11 protein-coding genes are annotated in these 13,906 nt (G+C 69.6%); 6 read left to right on the top strand and 5 right to left on the bottom strand.

The genetic code is table 11. From position 1 onward, the window contains the following. Positions 1-6 precede the first annotated feature (6 nt). The 3 genes from ASE66_RS16200 (at position 7) to ASE66_RS16190 (ending at position 6,069) form a co-directional block, all read left to right on the top strand. Positions 7-921, top strand: coding sequence for a DUF58 domain-containing protein (locus ASE66_RS16200; protein ID WP_057190729.1), 915 nt, complete (start codon positions 7-9; stop codon positions 919-921). A 216-nt stretch (positions 922-1,137) separates the two neighbouring features. After that, complete coding sequence (locus ASE66_RS16195; RefSeq protein ID WP_156412217.1) at positions 1,138-3,963, top strand: DUF4159 domain-containing protein; 2,826 nt, start codon at positions 1,138-1,140, stop codon at positions 3,961-3,963. A gap of 18 nt (positions 3,964-3,981) precedes the next feature. Then, positions 3,982-6,069, top strand: coding sequence for a hypothetical protein (locus tag ASE66_RS16190; RefSeq protein WP_057190727.1), 2,088 nt, complete (start codon positions 3,982-3,984; stop codon positions 6,067-6,069). Between the two features lie 110 nt (positions 6,070-6,179). Here ASE66_RS16190 and ASE66_RS16185 read toward each other — a convergent pair whose 3' ends face one another. The 5 genes from ASE66_RS16185 to ASE66_RS16165 form a co-directional block, all read right to left on the bottom strand. Then, positions 6,180-6,680 (bottom strand): GNAT family N-acetyltransferase, encoded by a 501-nt coding sequence (locus ASE66_RS16185; protein ID WP_057190726.1) that lies wholly within the window; start codon positions 6,678-6,680, stop codon positions 6,180-6,182. Between the two features lie 46 nt (positions 6,681-6,726). Next, the gene (locus ASE66_RS16180) at positions 6,727-7,566 is read right to left on the bottom strand and encodes a class I SAM-dependent methyltransferase (protein ID WP_057190725.1); all 840 of its coding nucleotides are present in this window, start codon (positions 7,564-7,566) and stop codon (positions 6,727-6,729) included. Next, on the bottom strand, positions 7,563-8,615 hold the full coding sequence (locus ASE66_RS16175; protein WP_057190724.1) for a glycosyltransferase family 4 protein: 1,053 nt from the start codon (positions 8,613-8,615) through the stop codon (positions 7,563-7,565). The genes ASE66_RS16180 and ASE66_RS16175 overlap by 4 nt, the downstream gene beginning before the upstream one ends. Continuing rightward, the gene (locus tag ASE66_RS16170; protein ID WP_057190723.1) at positions 8,612-9,013 is read right to left on the bottom strand and encodes a 6-pyruvoyl trahydropterin synthase family protein; all 402 of its coding nucleotides are present in this window, start codon (positions 9,011-9,013) and stop codon (positions 8,612-8,614) included. Before ASE66_RS16170 ends, ASE66_RS16175 begins: the two co-directional genes overlap by 4 nt. Positions 9,014-9,201: 188 nt before the next feature. After that, complete coding sequence (locus ASE66_RS16165; protein WP_413814272.1) at positions 9,202-10,200, bottom strand: zinc-dependent alcohol dehydrogenase; 999 nt, start codon at positions 10,198-10,200, stop codon at positions 9,202-9,204. 56 nt (positions 10,201-10,256) lie between these two features. On the opposite strand from ASE66_RS16165, the gene mdoH reads away from it, so the two are divergent. Genes mdoH through ASE66_RS16150 form a run of 3 tightly spaced genes read left to right on the top strand, consistent with a single transcriptional unit; the run spans position 10,257 to position 13,820 of the window. After that, a complete protein-coding gene (gene mdoH, locus ASE66_RS16160; RefSeq protein WP_082613503.1) occupies positions 10,257-12,065 on the top strand; it encodes a glucans biosynthesis glucosyltransferase MdoH in 1,809 nt (602 codons plus the stop codon). After that, positions 12,062-12,820, top strand: a complete 759-nt coding sequence (locus ASE66_RS16155) for an FkbM family methyltransferase (protein ID WP_057190721.1) — start codon at positions 12,062-12,064, stop codon at positions 12,818-12,820. Before mdoH ends, ASE66_RS16155 begins: the two co-directional genes overlap by 4 nt. 7 nt (positions 12,821-12,827) lie before the next feature. Next, positions 12,828-13,820 carry a hypothetical protein gene (locus tag ASE66_RS16150; RefSeq protein WP_244494948.1) on the top strand — a complete coding sequence of 331 codons (993 nt, stop codon included), beginning with the start codon at positions 12,828-12,830 and terminating at the stop codon, positions 13,818-13,820. Positions 13,821-13,906 lie beyond the last annotated feature (86 nt).

Here is a 13,906-nt window from a genome sequence, read left to right as displayed (position 1 = left end):
AAGCTGATGCTGCGCACGCGCGTCCTCGGCCAATCCGAGCGCCAGCCGGGCCAGCCGGTCCTCAAGGCTTCGCTCGATCTCGCCGCGCGCCTGCCCCGGCTGGTGCTGGAGGCGCGGCGTGTCTCGGCCAGCGTGCACGGCATCCATGGCCGCAGGCGCTCCGGCCCCGGCGAGACCTTCTGGCAGTACCGGCCGCTGGTCACCGGCGAGGCTGCCTCGCGCATCGACTGGCGCCGCTCGGCCCGCGACGGCCATCTTTTCGTTAGAGAGCGCGAATGGGAGGCCTCGCACGCGATCTGGCTCTGGATCGACCGCTCGGCCTCGATGGGATTTGCCTCCTCGCTGGCGCTGACCAGCAAGGTCGACCGCGCCCTGATCGCCGGCTTCGCCCTTGCGGAAGCCTTGGTCGAGGGCGGCGAGCGCGTCGGCCATCTCGGCCTGACCCGGCCGATGGCCTCGCGCCGCATCGTCGAATTGCTGGCGCAGGCGATCCTGGCCGATCGCCGCAATGGCGAGGCCGACCTGCCGCCGGAGGAGCCGCTGCCGCGCCTCGCCGACGCGATCCTGATCACCGACGGGCTGACGCCGGCCGCGGCCCTGGCCAAGCGCATCGCCACGCTGGCGAGCAGCGGCGCCAAGGGCCATATCCTTCTCATCGCTGACCCGATCGAGGAGACCTTCCCCTTCTCCGGGCAGGCCGAACTGTTCGACCTGGAGGATGGTCTCTCGCTGCGGGTCGGCGATGCCGGGAAATGGGGCGAGGATTATCGCGCGCGGCTGCAGGCCCATCGCGACGCCATCCGCGAGGCCTGCCGCCATGCCGGCTGGACGCTGACCCTGCACCGGACCGACCGCCCCGCCAGCGAGGGAGTCCTGCGCATCGCCAGCCTGATCGCCGCCTCGCGCGGCGTTGGGAGCTAGTCCGATGTCGGTCCTGAGCATTGCGCATGCCGCTCTTCCCTTCTCCCCTTGCGGGAGAAGGTGGCCCGAAGGGTCGGATGAGGGGTCGCTCAGGTCTGGAACGTTTCCGAGAAGGTCACGCCGCGCCAGCGATCAGCGTCGCGCGACCCCTAGCCCTCTCCCGCAAGGGGAGAGGGGATATCGCGCACCGTCCCCGCGAAAGGATGTGAGCCGATGCTGAGCTCCCTCCCGATCGCCTTCTCCGCGCCGCTGGCCCTGATCGCGCTGGCCGTCCTGCCCGTGCTCTGGCTGATCCTGCGGGTGACGCCGCCGCGGCCGAAGCGGATCGATTTCCCGCCGCTGAAGATCATGCGCGATCTGATCCCGCAGCGTGAGACGCCGGCTCATACGCCCTGGTGGCTGCTGGCGCTGCGCATGGCGGTTGCGGCGCTGGCGATCCTCGCCGTCGCCGGCCCGGTCTGGAACCCGGTGCGCGACGCGGCCGCCCTGCGCGGCCCGCTGCTGCTGCTGGTCGACAACGGCTTCGGCGCCGCGACCGACTGGCTGGAACGCCAGGCCATCGCCGAAAGCCGCATCATGGCCGCCGGGCGCGAAGGCCGGCCGGTCGCGGTCGTCGGCCTCGCCGAAGCCCCGGCCGAGATCGCCTTGGCAGAACCACAGGGCGCGCTCGAGCGCCTGCGCGCGCTCAGCCTCCAGCCGCATGCGCCCGATCGCAGCGCCCATCTCCAGCGGCTCGAAGCCTTCTGGCGCGCCCAGCCCCAGGCCGAGACGGTCTGGGTCGCCGACGGGCTCGGCATTGGTGGCGGCGATGCTGATTTCCTCGCCCGGCTGAAGCAGGAGGCCGGCGCGGGCCGGCTGTCGATCCATGCGGGCCCGGCCGACCAGCGCGCCCTCACCACGCCCGAGAACCTCGCCGGCGCGCTGACCGTCAAGGTGCTGCGCCCGACGGTAAACGCCGCGGCGAGCGGGCAGGTTCGCGCCCTCGACCTCAAGGGCCTGCCGCTCGGCGATGCGCCTTTCGTCTTCGGCGGCAACGAGCTTGAAACCACCGCGCGGCTGACCCTGCCGATCGAGGTCCGCAACGCCGTCTCCCGCCTCGAGATCACCGGAGAGCGCAGCGCCGGCGCCGTCGCTCTGCTAGACGATCGCGCCAAGCGCCGCCGCGTCGGCATCGTCTCCGGTGCCACCGCCGACACCGCCCAGCCGCTGCTCTCGCCGACCTATTACGTCTCGCGCGCGCTCTCGCCCTTCGCCGAGATCCGCGAGCCGCGCGCCGGCTCGACCGACCCCGTCGGCGAGCTCCTGGCGCAAAACCTTTCCGTGCTGATCCTCGCCGATATCGGCGCGCTCGACGGCGACACCGCGGCGAAGGTCTCGGCCTTCGTCGAGCGCGGCGGCGTGCTGCTGCGCTTCGCCGGGGCGCGGCTCGCCGCCTCCTCCGACGAGCTGACGCCGGTGCGCCTGCGCCGCGGCGGCCGTACGCTCGGCGGCGGCCTCTCCTGGGAGACGCCGCGCAAGCTCGCCCCCTTCACCCGCGAAAGTCCCTTCTTCGGTTCATCCCTGGCCGAGGATGTCCGCGTCACCCGTCAGATCCTGGCCGAGCCCGAGCCCGACCTTGCCCGCAAGACCTGGGCGGCGCTGGAGGATGGCACGCCGGTTGTCACCGGCGAGCGCCGCGGCGACGGCGTGCTCGCCATGGTCCATGTCACCGCCGACACCACCTGGTCGAACCTGCCGCTCTCCGGCCTCTTCGTCGAAATGCTGCGCAAGGTCGTCGCCATGTCCGGCACCAGCGCGACCGAGGGACAAGGCGGCGAGGTCAGGGTCGAGACCCTCTCGCCGACGCGCGTGCTCGACGGCCAAGGCGCCTTCCGCTCGCCGCCGGCGACCGCCCAGCCGGTGGCGCGCAACTTCACCGGCCGCGCCACGCTCGCTCATCCGCCGGGCATCTACGGCCCGACCGATGGCGCCATGGCGGTCAACACGCTGGCTCCGGCCGACACGCTGGCGGCGCTCGACCTTGCCGCGCTCGGCGCCCCGATACTGCCGATCGACCAGCCCGTCGCCCGCGATATCCGCCCGCAGCTTCTGGTACTGGCGCTGCTCCTCCTCGTCGCCGACACGCTGGCGACACTCTGGCTCGGAGGCCGGATGAACCTCGCCCGCTTCCGCCGTGCGGCACCGGCAGCGCTGCTCCTGGCGTTCGCTCTCGCGGCCCTGCCCATCCCGGATGCGGCGCAGGCGCAACAGCCGCCCGCGCCCCCTGCCCCGCCGGCCGAGCAACGCCCACCGGTACCGCACGATCTCGTCACCGCCGCGAGCGCGACCCGTCTCGCCTATGTCGTCACCGGCGACAGAGGGGTCGACGACATGTCCAAGGCCGGGATGGCCGGGCTCAACATCGTGCTCGGCGCCCGTACCGCATTGGAGCCGGGCGAAGCGGCCGGCGTCGACATCGCCCGCGACGAGCTCGCTCTCTACCCGATCCTCTACTGGCCGGTGGTCGCCGGCCGGCCGATCCCTTCCGCCGAGACGCTGCGCAAGGTCGAAGCCTATATGAAGGGCGGCGGGCTGGTGATCTTCGACACCCGCGACGCGATGAGCACCCGGCCCGGCGGCGGCACCACGCCGGAAGGCGATCAGCTCCGCCGCATGCTGCAGACGCTCGACATTCCCGAGCTGGAGCCCATCCCGCGCGACCACGTCCTGACCAAGACCTTCTACATCCTCGACGGCTTCGTCGGCCGCTATGACAGCGGCACGACCTGGGTCGAGGTCTTGCCGCCCGCCAGCGAGGATGGCCGCCGGCCCGCGCGTGCCGGCGACAATGTCTCGCCGATCGTGATCACCTCGAACGACCTTGCCGCCGCCTGGGCCGTCGGGCGGCGCGGCGAGGCGCTCGTACCGATGTCCGGCTCCGATCCGCGCCAGCGCGAAATGGCGCTGCGCGCCGGCGTCAACCTCGTGATGTATGCGCTGACCGGCAACTACAAGGCCGACCAGGTCCATGTTCCGGCCCTGCTCGAACGCCTCGGTCAGTAGCGAAGGAAATACCGCCCGATGTGGAGCCTGACCTTCGCCCCGCTTGTCCCGCTGCCGCTGCTGATCGGCCTCGCCGTTCTGGCTGCGGTCGCCGCCGGCATGGCGCTGGTGCTGGCCGGGCGCAGTGCGATCCTGCGGGCGCTTGCGCTCGGCGTGCTCGCCATCGCCCTTGCCGACCCCTCGCTCGTCTTCGAGGATCGCGAGCCGGTCAAGGACGTCGTTGCCGTCGTCGTCGACAAGTCCGCCTCGAACCGCCTCGCCGATCGTACGCAGCAGACTCAGGCCGCTCAGGCCGAGGTCGAGCGGCAATTGCGCGGCATTTCCGGCGTCGAGACGCGCACCATCGAGGTCACCGACCAGCAGGGCGCCGGCGACGGCACCCGCCTGTTCGAGGCGCTCGCCTCCGGCCTCGCCGATGTCCCGTCCGAGCGTGTCGCCGGGGCAATCCTGCTGACCGACGGACTCGCCCATGACGCACCCGCCACGGCCGAGGCGCTCGGCCTGCGCGCGCCGCTGCATGTGCTGACCACCGGCCGCGAGCGCGAGATCGACCGGCGCATCGTGCTGGTCGATTCGCCGCGCTTCGGCATCGTCGGCAAGGAACAGAATGTCCGCCTGCGCGTCGTCGACAAGGGCGGGCCGGGCCGTGCCGCGATCACGGTGCGCCGCGACGGCGAGATCGTCGCCCGGCGCGAGGCGATCACCGGCGAGACGATCCAGGTGCCGGTGCGCATCGATCGCGGCGGTCCCAACGTGATCGAGATCGAGGCTGCCCCGCTCGCCGACGAACTGACGCTCGCCAACAACCGCGCCGTCATCACCATCGAAGGCGTCAGGGACAAATTGCGCGTGCTGCTGGTCTCCGGCGAGCCGCATCCGGGCGAACGCACCTGGCGCAACCTGCTCAAGGCCGACGCCAATGTCGACCTCGTCCATTTCACCATCCTGCGCCCGCCGGAGAAGCAGGACGGCACGCCGATCAACGAGCTCTCGCTGATCGCCTTCCCGACGCGCGAGCTGTTCCAGGTCAAGATCAAGGATTTCGACCTGATCATCTTCGACCGCTACGCCAACCAGTCGATCCTGCCGCTGGTCTATTTCGACAACATCGTCCGCTATGTCCGTGACGGCGGCGCGCTGCTGATCGCTGCCGGGCCGGAATATTCCGGCGCCCAGTCGCTGGCACGCACCCCGCTCGGCCAGATCCTGCCGGCGCAGCCCGATGGCAGCGTCTTCGACGAGGCCTTTCGCGCTCGCGTCAGCGAGCCGGGCAAGCGCCATCCGGTCACCCGCGATCTGCCGGGCTCCGAGGTCGAGCCGCCGCGCTGGGGCGAATGGCTTCGCATGGTCGGCGCCCGCACCCGCTCAGGCTCGGCCGTGATGACCGGGCCCGGTGAGCGCCCGCTCCTGTTGCTGGCGCGCGAGCAGAAGGGCCGCGTCGCGCTCTTCCTCTCCGACCATGCCTGGCTCTGGGCCCGCGGCTTTCGCGATGGCGGCCCGCATCTCGACCTGCTGCGCCGCCTCGGCCACTGGCTGATGAAGGAGCCTGACCTCGAAGAGGAGGCGCTGCGCGCCAGCGCCCGTGGCCGCAACATCGAGATCGAGCGCCAGACGCTCGGCGACAGCCCCGCGCCGGCTATCATCACCGCGCCCGACGGCTCGGTCCGCACCGTGCCCTTCGAGGCTGGCCGCCCCGGGCTCTTCGTCGCCCGCACCGCCGCGAGCGAGTTCGGCTTGCACAAGATCACCACCGAGAACCTCACCGCCTTCGCCAGCGTCGGCCCGGAGAATCCGCGCGAGCTGATGGAAGTGGTCAGCGACCCCGGCAAGCTCCAGGCGCTCGCCGAGGCGACCGGCGGCTCCTCGCGGCGGATCGGCCAGGAGAACGGCTCGGGCGTCAGCATCCCGCGCATCGTGCCGGTCCGCTCCGGGCGGCAGTTCGCCGGCGCCGACTGGGTCGGCCTGCGCATCAGCGATTCCGGCATCGTCCGCGGCGTCTCGATCTCACCGCTCTTCGTTGGGCTGATCGGGCTCGCCATCCTGTTCGGTGCGCTGGTCGCCGGCTGGATCGGCGAGAGCGGGCGGCGGTTCAAGCGCGAGGCGTGACCACCACCGTCATGCTCGGGCTTGACCCGAGCATCTCAGGCTGAATGTGGCTCTGGTCTGCGCCTTCTGGTCAGGAGATTTTCGGGTCAAGCCCGAGAATGACGCCTTGATCAGCGCAGCGCCGCCACCGCGCCGCTGCGCTGTGCCAGCACGCCGTCCTTCAGCTCCAGCGCCAGGAACCGCCCCGGATCGGCCGGGCCGGGCAGCACGAGCTGGCCCGGCTTCACCGGCTTGAAGCCGAAGCGGGCGTAATAGGGCGCATCCCCCACCAGCAGGATCAGATCATGGCCGTGCTCGCGCGCCGCCTCGATCGCCGCGTTCATCAGCGCCGCCCCGATGCCCCGCCCGTCGAAGGCTGGATCGACGGTCAGCGGGCCGAGCATCAACGCCGGCGCGCCACCGGCGAGGATGGGCGTCACCCGGACCGCGCCGACCAGAAAGGTGCCGACATGGCTGGCGAAGGAGAGTGCCGGATCGGGCGGCGCGCCCTCACGTAGACGAAAAGCCGTCCGCGCGAAGCGGCCCGGTCCGAAGGCGCGCTCGTGCAGGCGTTCGATCGCCGCTGCGTCGCCCGGCAGTTCCTGGCGAATGGTGAGGGGAAGCGAGGTCATGGTCGGGTTCGCGGCATGGCCGAATTCGGCATGATTGGCAATGGCCTCACACCGGCCGTGCCCACAGGTCCTGATGGCCGATGCGTACCGAGACCGCGCCGCGCTTGGCCTCCAGCCAGGCGGCGATCGCCTCCGATGCGACATGCCCGGTCTCGCCAACGGCGGCAGCGATACCCGCCGCTAGCTCGCGGATCAGGTCGGGCTGGCTCGCTTCGAGCTGCCACGGGCTTTCACCGACCGTGACCGCCGTGCCTGCCTTGCGGAAGGCTTGGGCCAGCGCCTCGGTGGCATCGGGGCCGGCCGCCGGGCCGAAGCCCTTGTCCGTGCGCTGGTGATGATGGAAGGCCGTGAGCATGCGCTGGTCTTCCGGGTGTGTCGGCTCCCAGCTCTCGCGCCCGTCATAGGTCAGCACGGTGTAGAGCGGCAGCCGCATGCTGACGAGCGAGGCGACGAAACGTTCGAGCCAGCGTGCCGAGGCGAGATCGAACAGCGCCGCGGCCGTGACCAGATCCGGCTGCCAGCCGAGCACCCATTCGAGCTCCTTGGTCAGGTCGGCCTGGCGGAAATCGACCGTCAGCGTCTTGTCGTCCTTGTGCAAGACGATCTCCTCGCCCTGCTCCTGCGCCTCGTCGGCCCATTCGGTGAGCTTGCGCCGGGCGACGGACAAGAGGCGCGAATCGGCATCGACGAGCGTCCAGTGCTGGCGCACGGGCAGCGCGCTGTAGCTGCCACGCAGGTTCGAGCCGGCACCACATCCGAGATCGACGACCGAAAGCGATTGCCGTCCGGCAAAGGTCGAGCCGACTGCAGCGAGCACCTGCGGATTGCGCGCGGCATGGTCGGCCGGTTCGCGCAAAGCCAGCCAGTCGGGAGAAAAGCCGCTCATGGGGATACCTTCGCACAAACTTCAGCGACGATCGTCGCAGTCCGCCGCCAGCGCGGCAATGCGCCGGCTGCATGCCAGGCCGCGTCGGCGCGGCGCCGACGCTCGTCCCGATCATCCAACAACCGTGCCAGCCCGGCACGCAGTGCCGCGACATCGCCCGGCGGGACCTTCAATGCAGCCTCGTCGGGAGCCGTCTCGGCAGCGGCTCCGCCCGTGGTGCACAGGATCGGCAGGCCGCGCGCCAGCGCCTCGGTCAGCACCATGCCGTAGCCCTCGAACAACGACGGCATGACGAAGAGATCGGCCCTGACATAGGCCGCGTCGAGTTCGCCCTGCCGAAGCGCACCCGTGAGCCTGATCCGCTCGGACAGCCCGGCGGCGGCAATCTGGGTCTTCAAAGCAGCTGTGGTCGCAGGTGCGCGATCATCAGCGCCGACGATGGTCAGGCGCCATGGCTTGTCAGCCAGCCCCGCCAGCGCCGCGATCAGAACGTCATAGCCCTTGCGCGGCACGAGCGAGCCGACGGCGAGCAATTCGACGCTCTCGCTGCCTCCGGAACCGGTTGCCCGCTCCGCCGGGTCGACACCCGGCTCGGCAACCGTGATGCGTTCCGCCGGCACGGCGAAATCGGCGACGAGCAGGCGCTTGGTCGTCTCGCTGGAGGCGATGACAGCAGCCGCATAACGCAAGGCCGCCGTCTCGCGCCTGACGAACTCCGCCGCCTGCACCGGCGGCAGGCCCGTTTCCAATCCGAGCGGATGATGTACCAGCGCGACGACGCGCCCGGCCAGCCCGGCCGCGATGCTCTCAGGGAAGGCGCCATAGGCGAGGCCGTCGATCAGCAGCACGCTGTCATAGGGCTGCGACAGGATCGCCCGGCCGGTTTCGGCGAGATCGACCTCGTTCGGTGTCGGGAAACCACCCGGGAGCGGCAGATGGCGCGCCGCGACGCCCATCTCGTGCCATTCCGCCAGGAGCCGCCGGTCGTAAGCATAGCCGCCGGTCGGCAGCGAGAGGTCGCCGGGAATGGCGAAGACGATCTCGCTCACGCGAGCGCGCCCTCATAGCTTGCCCTGGCCAGGTCGGTCTCGTGCAGCGTCACACGGATCTTGGCGAGATCGGCGGCGTCCGCCCCGAGCTTGCCGGAGCGCGCCGCGGCCGCCATCGCGTCGAAGATGTATTTGCAGAGGAATTCGGTGGTGGTCAGCACGCCCGCGAACTGCGGCAGGGCATCCAGATTCTGGTAGTTCAGCGGCTTCAGCGTCTGGTTCAGCACGGAGAGCGCCGCGCCGATATCGACCACGACGTTCTGACGGGTGAGATTCTCACGGAAGAAGGCGACGTCGACGACGAAGGTCGCGCCGTGCATCGCCTGCGCCGGGCCGAAGAACGGATCAGGCAGCGAATGGCCGATCATGATGCGATCGCGGACTTCGACGGAAAACATGGGCGGTCTCCTTCAGCGCAGCTTGCTTAAGCCCCTGCCGCGCTTCTGCCTACCCTCCACGACGCGTGTCGTCCCGGGCGACCGAAGGGAGACCCGGGACCCATTCCGGAACCCCAATCGGGAAGGCTCCGGAATGGATCCCGGATCGGCGCGGCTTTGCCGCTTGTCCGGGATGACCCGGGAAAAGATCAATAGCGCAGGACCGCCGTCAGCCCTGCGCCGGCGAACAGCGCGGGCAATCGCGCAGGCGCATCCCTGAACGCGATCTCGTCCGTGATCAGCGCATCGAGCCGCGCGTCAGCCAGCAGCGCCAGCGCCGCATTGGCCCGTCGCGCATAATCGAAGCGCGCCCGCCGCGACGGCGAGACCTGCCCGACCTGCGAGGAGACGAGTTGCAGGCGCCGGGCATGGAAGGCGCCACCGAGCGGCGCCGCTACGCTGCCCTCGCCATACCAGCTCAACTCGACGATCCGTGCTTCGAACCCGGCTGCGCCGATCGCCGTGGCGAGACCGGCAGCGCTGGCGCTGGCATGGAAGACAAGGTCGGCATCCTGCGGGCAGTGCGTCGGCAGCGCGAACCGGCAGCCCAGCGCCTCCGCAAGCCCGGCTCGGCTCTCGTCGAGATCGACCAGCGTCACCTCGGCGCCCGGCAGCCTTGCCGCGATATACGCAACGAGCAGGCCGAGCACGCCGCCGCCGACCACGACGATCCGGTCGGCCGGGCCGGAGCCGGCATCCCAATGCGCATTGAGCGCGGTTTCCATGTTCGCGGCGAGCACGGCACGCCTGGCCGGAAGGCCTTCCGGCACCATGGCCACGCGGTCCGTCGGCACGACGAAGTGGTCCTGATGCGGATGCAGGCAGAACACAGTCCTGCCGAGCAGCTCGGCCGGGCCCGCATCCACCATGCCGACGGCGCAGTAGCCGTATTTCACCGGAAACGGGAACGCGCCCTGCTGGAGGGGGGCTCGCATGCGCTCATATTCGCTCTCGGGAACCCGGCCCTCGAAGACCAGCCGCTCGGTGCCGCGGCTGATGCCGCTCCAGAGCGTGCGCACAAGGCACTCGCCCGGCCCGGGCAGCGGCAGCTCTTCCGTGTTCAGGACGCATTCACGCGCGGCGGCATACCAGAGCGCGGTCGCCTGCGTCTCTCCGCTTGCTTCGTTTGCAATTGCCGGCTTTACCACGCATCGCCCTCCGCGCCGTTCCCCGCCAGCCTGATGAGCCCATGACGGAAACCGCCATGAACCAGCGTCCCGCTCCGACCACGTTCCAGGCGGCGGCGCAAGAGGACACCAGGCTGACGCCGGCGGGGCTGCAGTCCTTCTCCACCTTGCTGGCGCGGCGCTGGCTCGTCGCGGCCCTGAATCTCGTAACCCTCGCGGGCCTGCTTTACGGCCTGGCGCGCGTGCTCTCGGCCGGCGGCTGGAGCCTTGCCGATATCGCGATCTTCATCGCCTTCCTGTTCGGCGCACCCTGGACCGTGCTCGGCTTCTGGAACGCCGTGATCGGGCTCTGGCTCCTGCACGGCACGGAGGACGGACTCGATCAGGTCGCGCCCTTCGCAGCCGCCGGCGAGGCAAAGACGCCGCTCACAATCCGCACCGCCGTGCTGATGACGCTGCGCAACGAGGACCCGGCCCGCGCCTTCGCGCGGCTGCGTATCGTCAAGGAAAGTGTCAACGCCACCGGCGAGGGCGGCTGGTTCGATTATTTCGTGCTCTCCGACACAAATGACTCGGAGGTCGCGGCTCGCGAGGAAGCGCTTGCGGCCGAGCTCTCCCGCGATGCGGGCGAGGACTGCACCGTCGTCTATCGCCGCCGCAGCGACAATGCCGGCTACAAGGCCGGCAATGTCCGCGATTTCTGCGAGCGCTGGGGCGATCGCTATGAGCTGATGCTGCCGCTCGACGCCGACTCCGTGATGTCGGGGCGAGCCATCCTCGCCCTCGCCCGGATGATGCAGGCCTATCCGAAGCTCGGCATCCTGCAGAGCCTCGTCGTCGGCATGCCGAGCAAATCGGCCTTCGCCCGCATCTTCCAGTTCGGCATGCGCCACGGCATGCGGCCCTACACCATGGGCTCGGCCTGGTGGATCGGCGATTGCGGTCCGTTCTGGGGCCACAACGCCATGGTGCGGATCGCGCCCTTCCGCGACCATTGCCATCTGCCGACCGTGCCGGGCGGGCCGCCGCTCGGCGGTCCCATCATGAGCCACGACCAGGTCGAGGCGACCCTGATGCGCCGCGCCGGCTACGAGGTCCGCGTGCTCCCGGTCGAGGCGGGCAGCTGGGAGGAGAACCCGCCGACCATGCTCGAATTCGCCCGGCGCGACCTGCGCTGGTGCCTCGGCAATCTGCAGTATCTGAAGATCATGGACATTCCCGACCTCAAGGCGATGAGCCGCTTCCAGCTCGCCTGGGCGATCCTGATGTTCATCGGCCTCCCGGCCTGGACGCTGATGATCGCGCTCCTGCCGTTGAAGGTGCTGGAGGATCGCGCAATCGCCGATTACCCCGCCGGCTTCGCCGCCTTCCTCTATGTGCTGTTCTTCGCGATGTACCTGTCGCCCAAGCTCGCCGGCTTCGCCGACATCCTGCTGACCAAGGATGGCACGAAGCGCTATGGCGGCACCTTGCGCTTCGTCGTCTCCTCGCTGATCGAGGTCGTCTTCGCCTTCCTGCAGGGCGCGGTCTCGACCTTCCGGACCACGCTGTTCATGATCGGCCTCGCCTTCGGCAAGGCGAAGATCGGCTGGAACGGCCAGGCCCGCGATGCCCATGCCCTCTCCTTCGCCACCGCCTTCGCCGGCCTCTGGCCGCATCTGCTGTTTGGAATCTACATCTTCGGCACGCTCGCCGTACTGTCGCCGGCCGTGCTGGTCTGGTCGCTGCCGCTGACTGCCGGCTATCTCCTCGCCATCCCCTTCGCGATGCTGACCGCAGCGCCGGCGCTGGGCGCCCTGTTCGTCCGCTCGGGTCTCTGCGGCATCCCCGAGGATTTCGACCCGCCGGCCGAGATCGTCGCGATCCAGGGCGGCGACACCCGATGAAGCCGGTCGCGTACCCCCAGGGCACCGCAAAGAGCCTGGCGCGCTCGCTGCGCGTCTACCATGGCGACCATGTCCGCAAGGTCGCCATGGACTCGCTCTATGCGCGCTTCCTGCGGCCGGGCGACCTCGCCTTCGACATTGGCGCCCATGTCGGCGACCGCATCTCCTCCTTCCGCCGGTTAGGGGCCCGCGTCGTTGCGCTCGAACCTCAGCCCGGCCCGGCAAGGGCGCTGCGCCTTATCCACGGCCGCGATCCCAAGGTGACGCTGGTCGAGGCCGCCTGCGGCGACAGCGAGGGCACGGCAACGCTCCGGATCAACAGCGCCAACCCGACCGTCTCGACCCTCTCGGCCGAGTTCGTCGATGCGGCTCACGGCCAGGAAGGCTGGGGCGAGCAGATCTGGGATCGCGAGCTCACCGTGCCTTGCACCACGCTCGATGCACTGATCGGCGAATACGGCCTGCCCGCCTTCGTCAAGATCGATGTCGAGGGCTTCGAGGCACATGTGCTCGCCGGGCTCAGCCAGACGCCGCCCGCCCTCTCCTTCGAGTTCACCACGATCCAGCGCGATGTCGCGCAAGCCTGTCTCGCCAGGCTCGCGGCGCTCGGCCCCTACCGCTTCAATGTCGCACTGGGCGAGAGCCAGACGCTCGCCTTCGCCGAAGCTGTTCCCGCCGCGGCGATGGCCGGCTATATCCGCGAACTGCCACATGATGCGAACTCAGGCGATGTCTACGCCCTTTTGCAAGGCTGATCCGATGATGACGACCCTGTCCGCGCGGCTGCGCACCTTCCTGGTTCCATTTGCTCTCCTTGCCTCCGCCATGGCAGCCCATGCCGCCGGCGACGTCGCCGTCGAGGTCAAGAACGAGTCGGAGCAGGTCGCCTGCGCCGAGAAGGACAACGTCACCATCAAGGCGATCTCGCCGGAGGTCCGTCGCTTCCGCATCGAGGCCGCGCATCCGGCCTATATCGCCGGCCTGCTGCGCGACAACTGGGACGCCGACTGGACCGATTGCGACATGACCGGCGATCCCGTCTTCAAGGCGCCGGTGCCGCCGCAGCGCATCACCTTCTACGAGAGCATCGAGTACTGGCTCGTCGGCTACACCTTCGAGAGCTTCTGGCGCCCGGCCGAGACGACCTTCCGGGTCGGCGACCGCGTCGAGAAGGGCCTGCATCTCGTCCAGCTCTGGAAGCTCGGCAAGACCGGCTCCTACGAGGTGCTGGTCGTCTATCCGCAGGATGGCTACTGGCGTGTCCGCCCGCTGCCGCCGCAGCAACTTTCGGCCGCGGCCTACGGCTCCTCCTTCCTGTTCGGCCCGGTTGAGCAGGACGGCGCCCGGCCGGTGGTGAATATCAAGGAGATCGCCTTCGATCCAAAGACGCTCTCCTTCAATCTCGCTTTCAAGGATGGCAGCTCGGGCACGCTGAAGCTCGACAGCGTCGATGAGAACCGCATGGTGCTCGACGCCGTGCTCGATAAGCCGGTCGCCGGCGGCAAGGCCTTCGCCGCGCTGCGCTCGATGTACGTCACCGAGTTCAACAACGACGTCGCCCGCATCGCCATCCGCGAACCCGGCGCCAAGGGCTGGCGCGAGGAGGCGCTGATGCCCTTCACCGGCGGCAAGGCGACCGATGTCTGGATGGGCCGCGCCACCCATTCGCGTCACAACACCTCCTCGCCCGACATGGTCTTCCGCAGCTTCTCGAAGGACCCGAATCCGCCGGCCAAGCCGGAAGCGAAGAAGTAACCCATCACCAATCTCCGACTGGTCGTCCCGGACAAGCCGCGATAGCGGCGCCGATCCGGGATCCATTCCTGAACCGTTCCGGAATG

Origin of the sequence: Allobosea sp. Root483D1 (assembly GCF_001429505.1) — a bacterium.
In the GTDB taxonomy this organism is placed as follows: Bacteria; Pseudomonadota; Alphaproteobacteria; order Rhizobiales; family Beijerinckiaceae; genus Allobosea.
The sequence above is the reverse complement of the archived record's forward strand: the minus strand, read 5'-3'. Positions and strand labels throughout refer to the sequence as shown.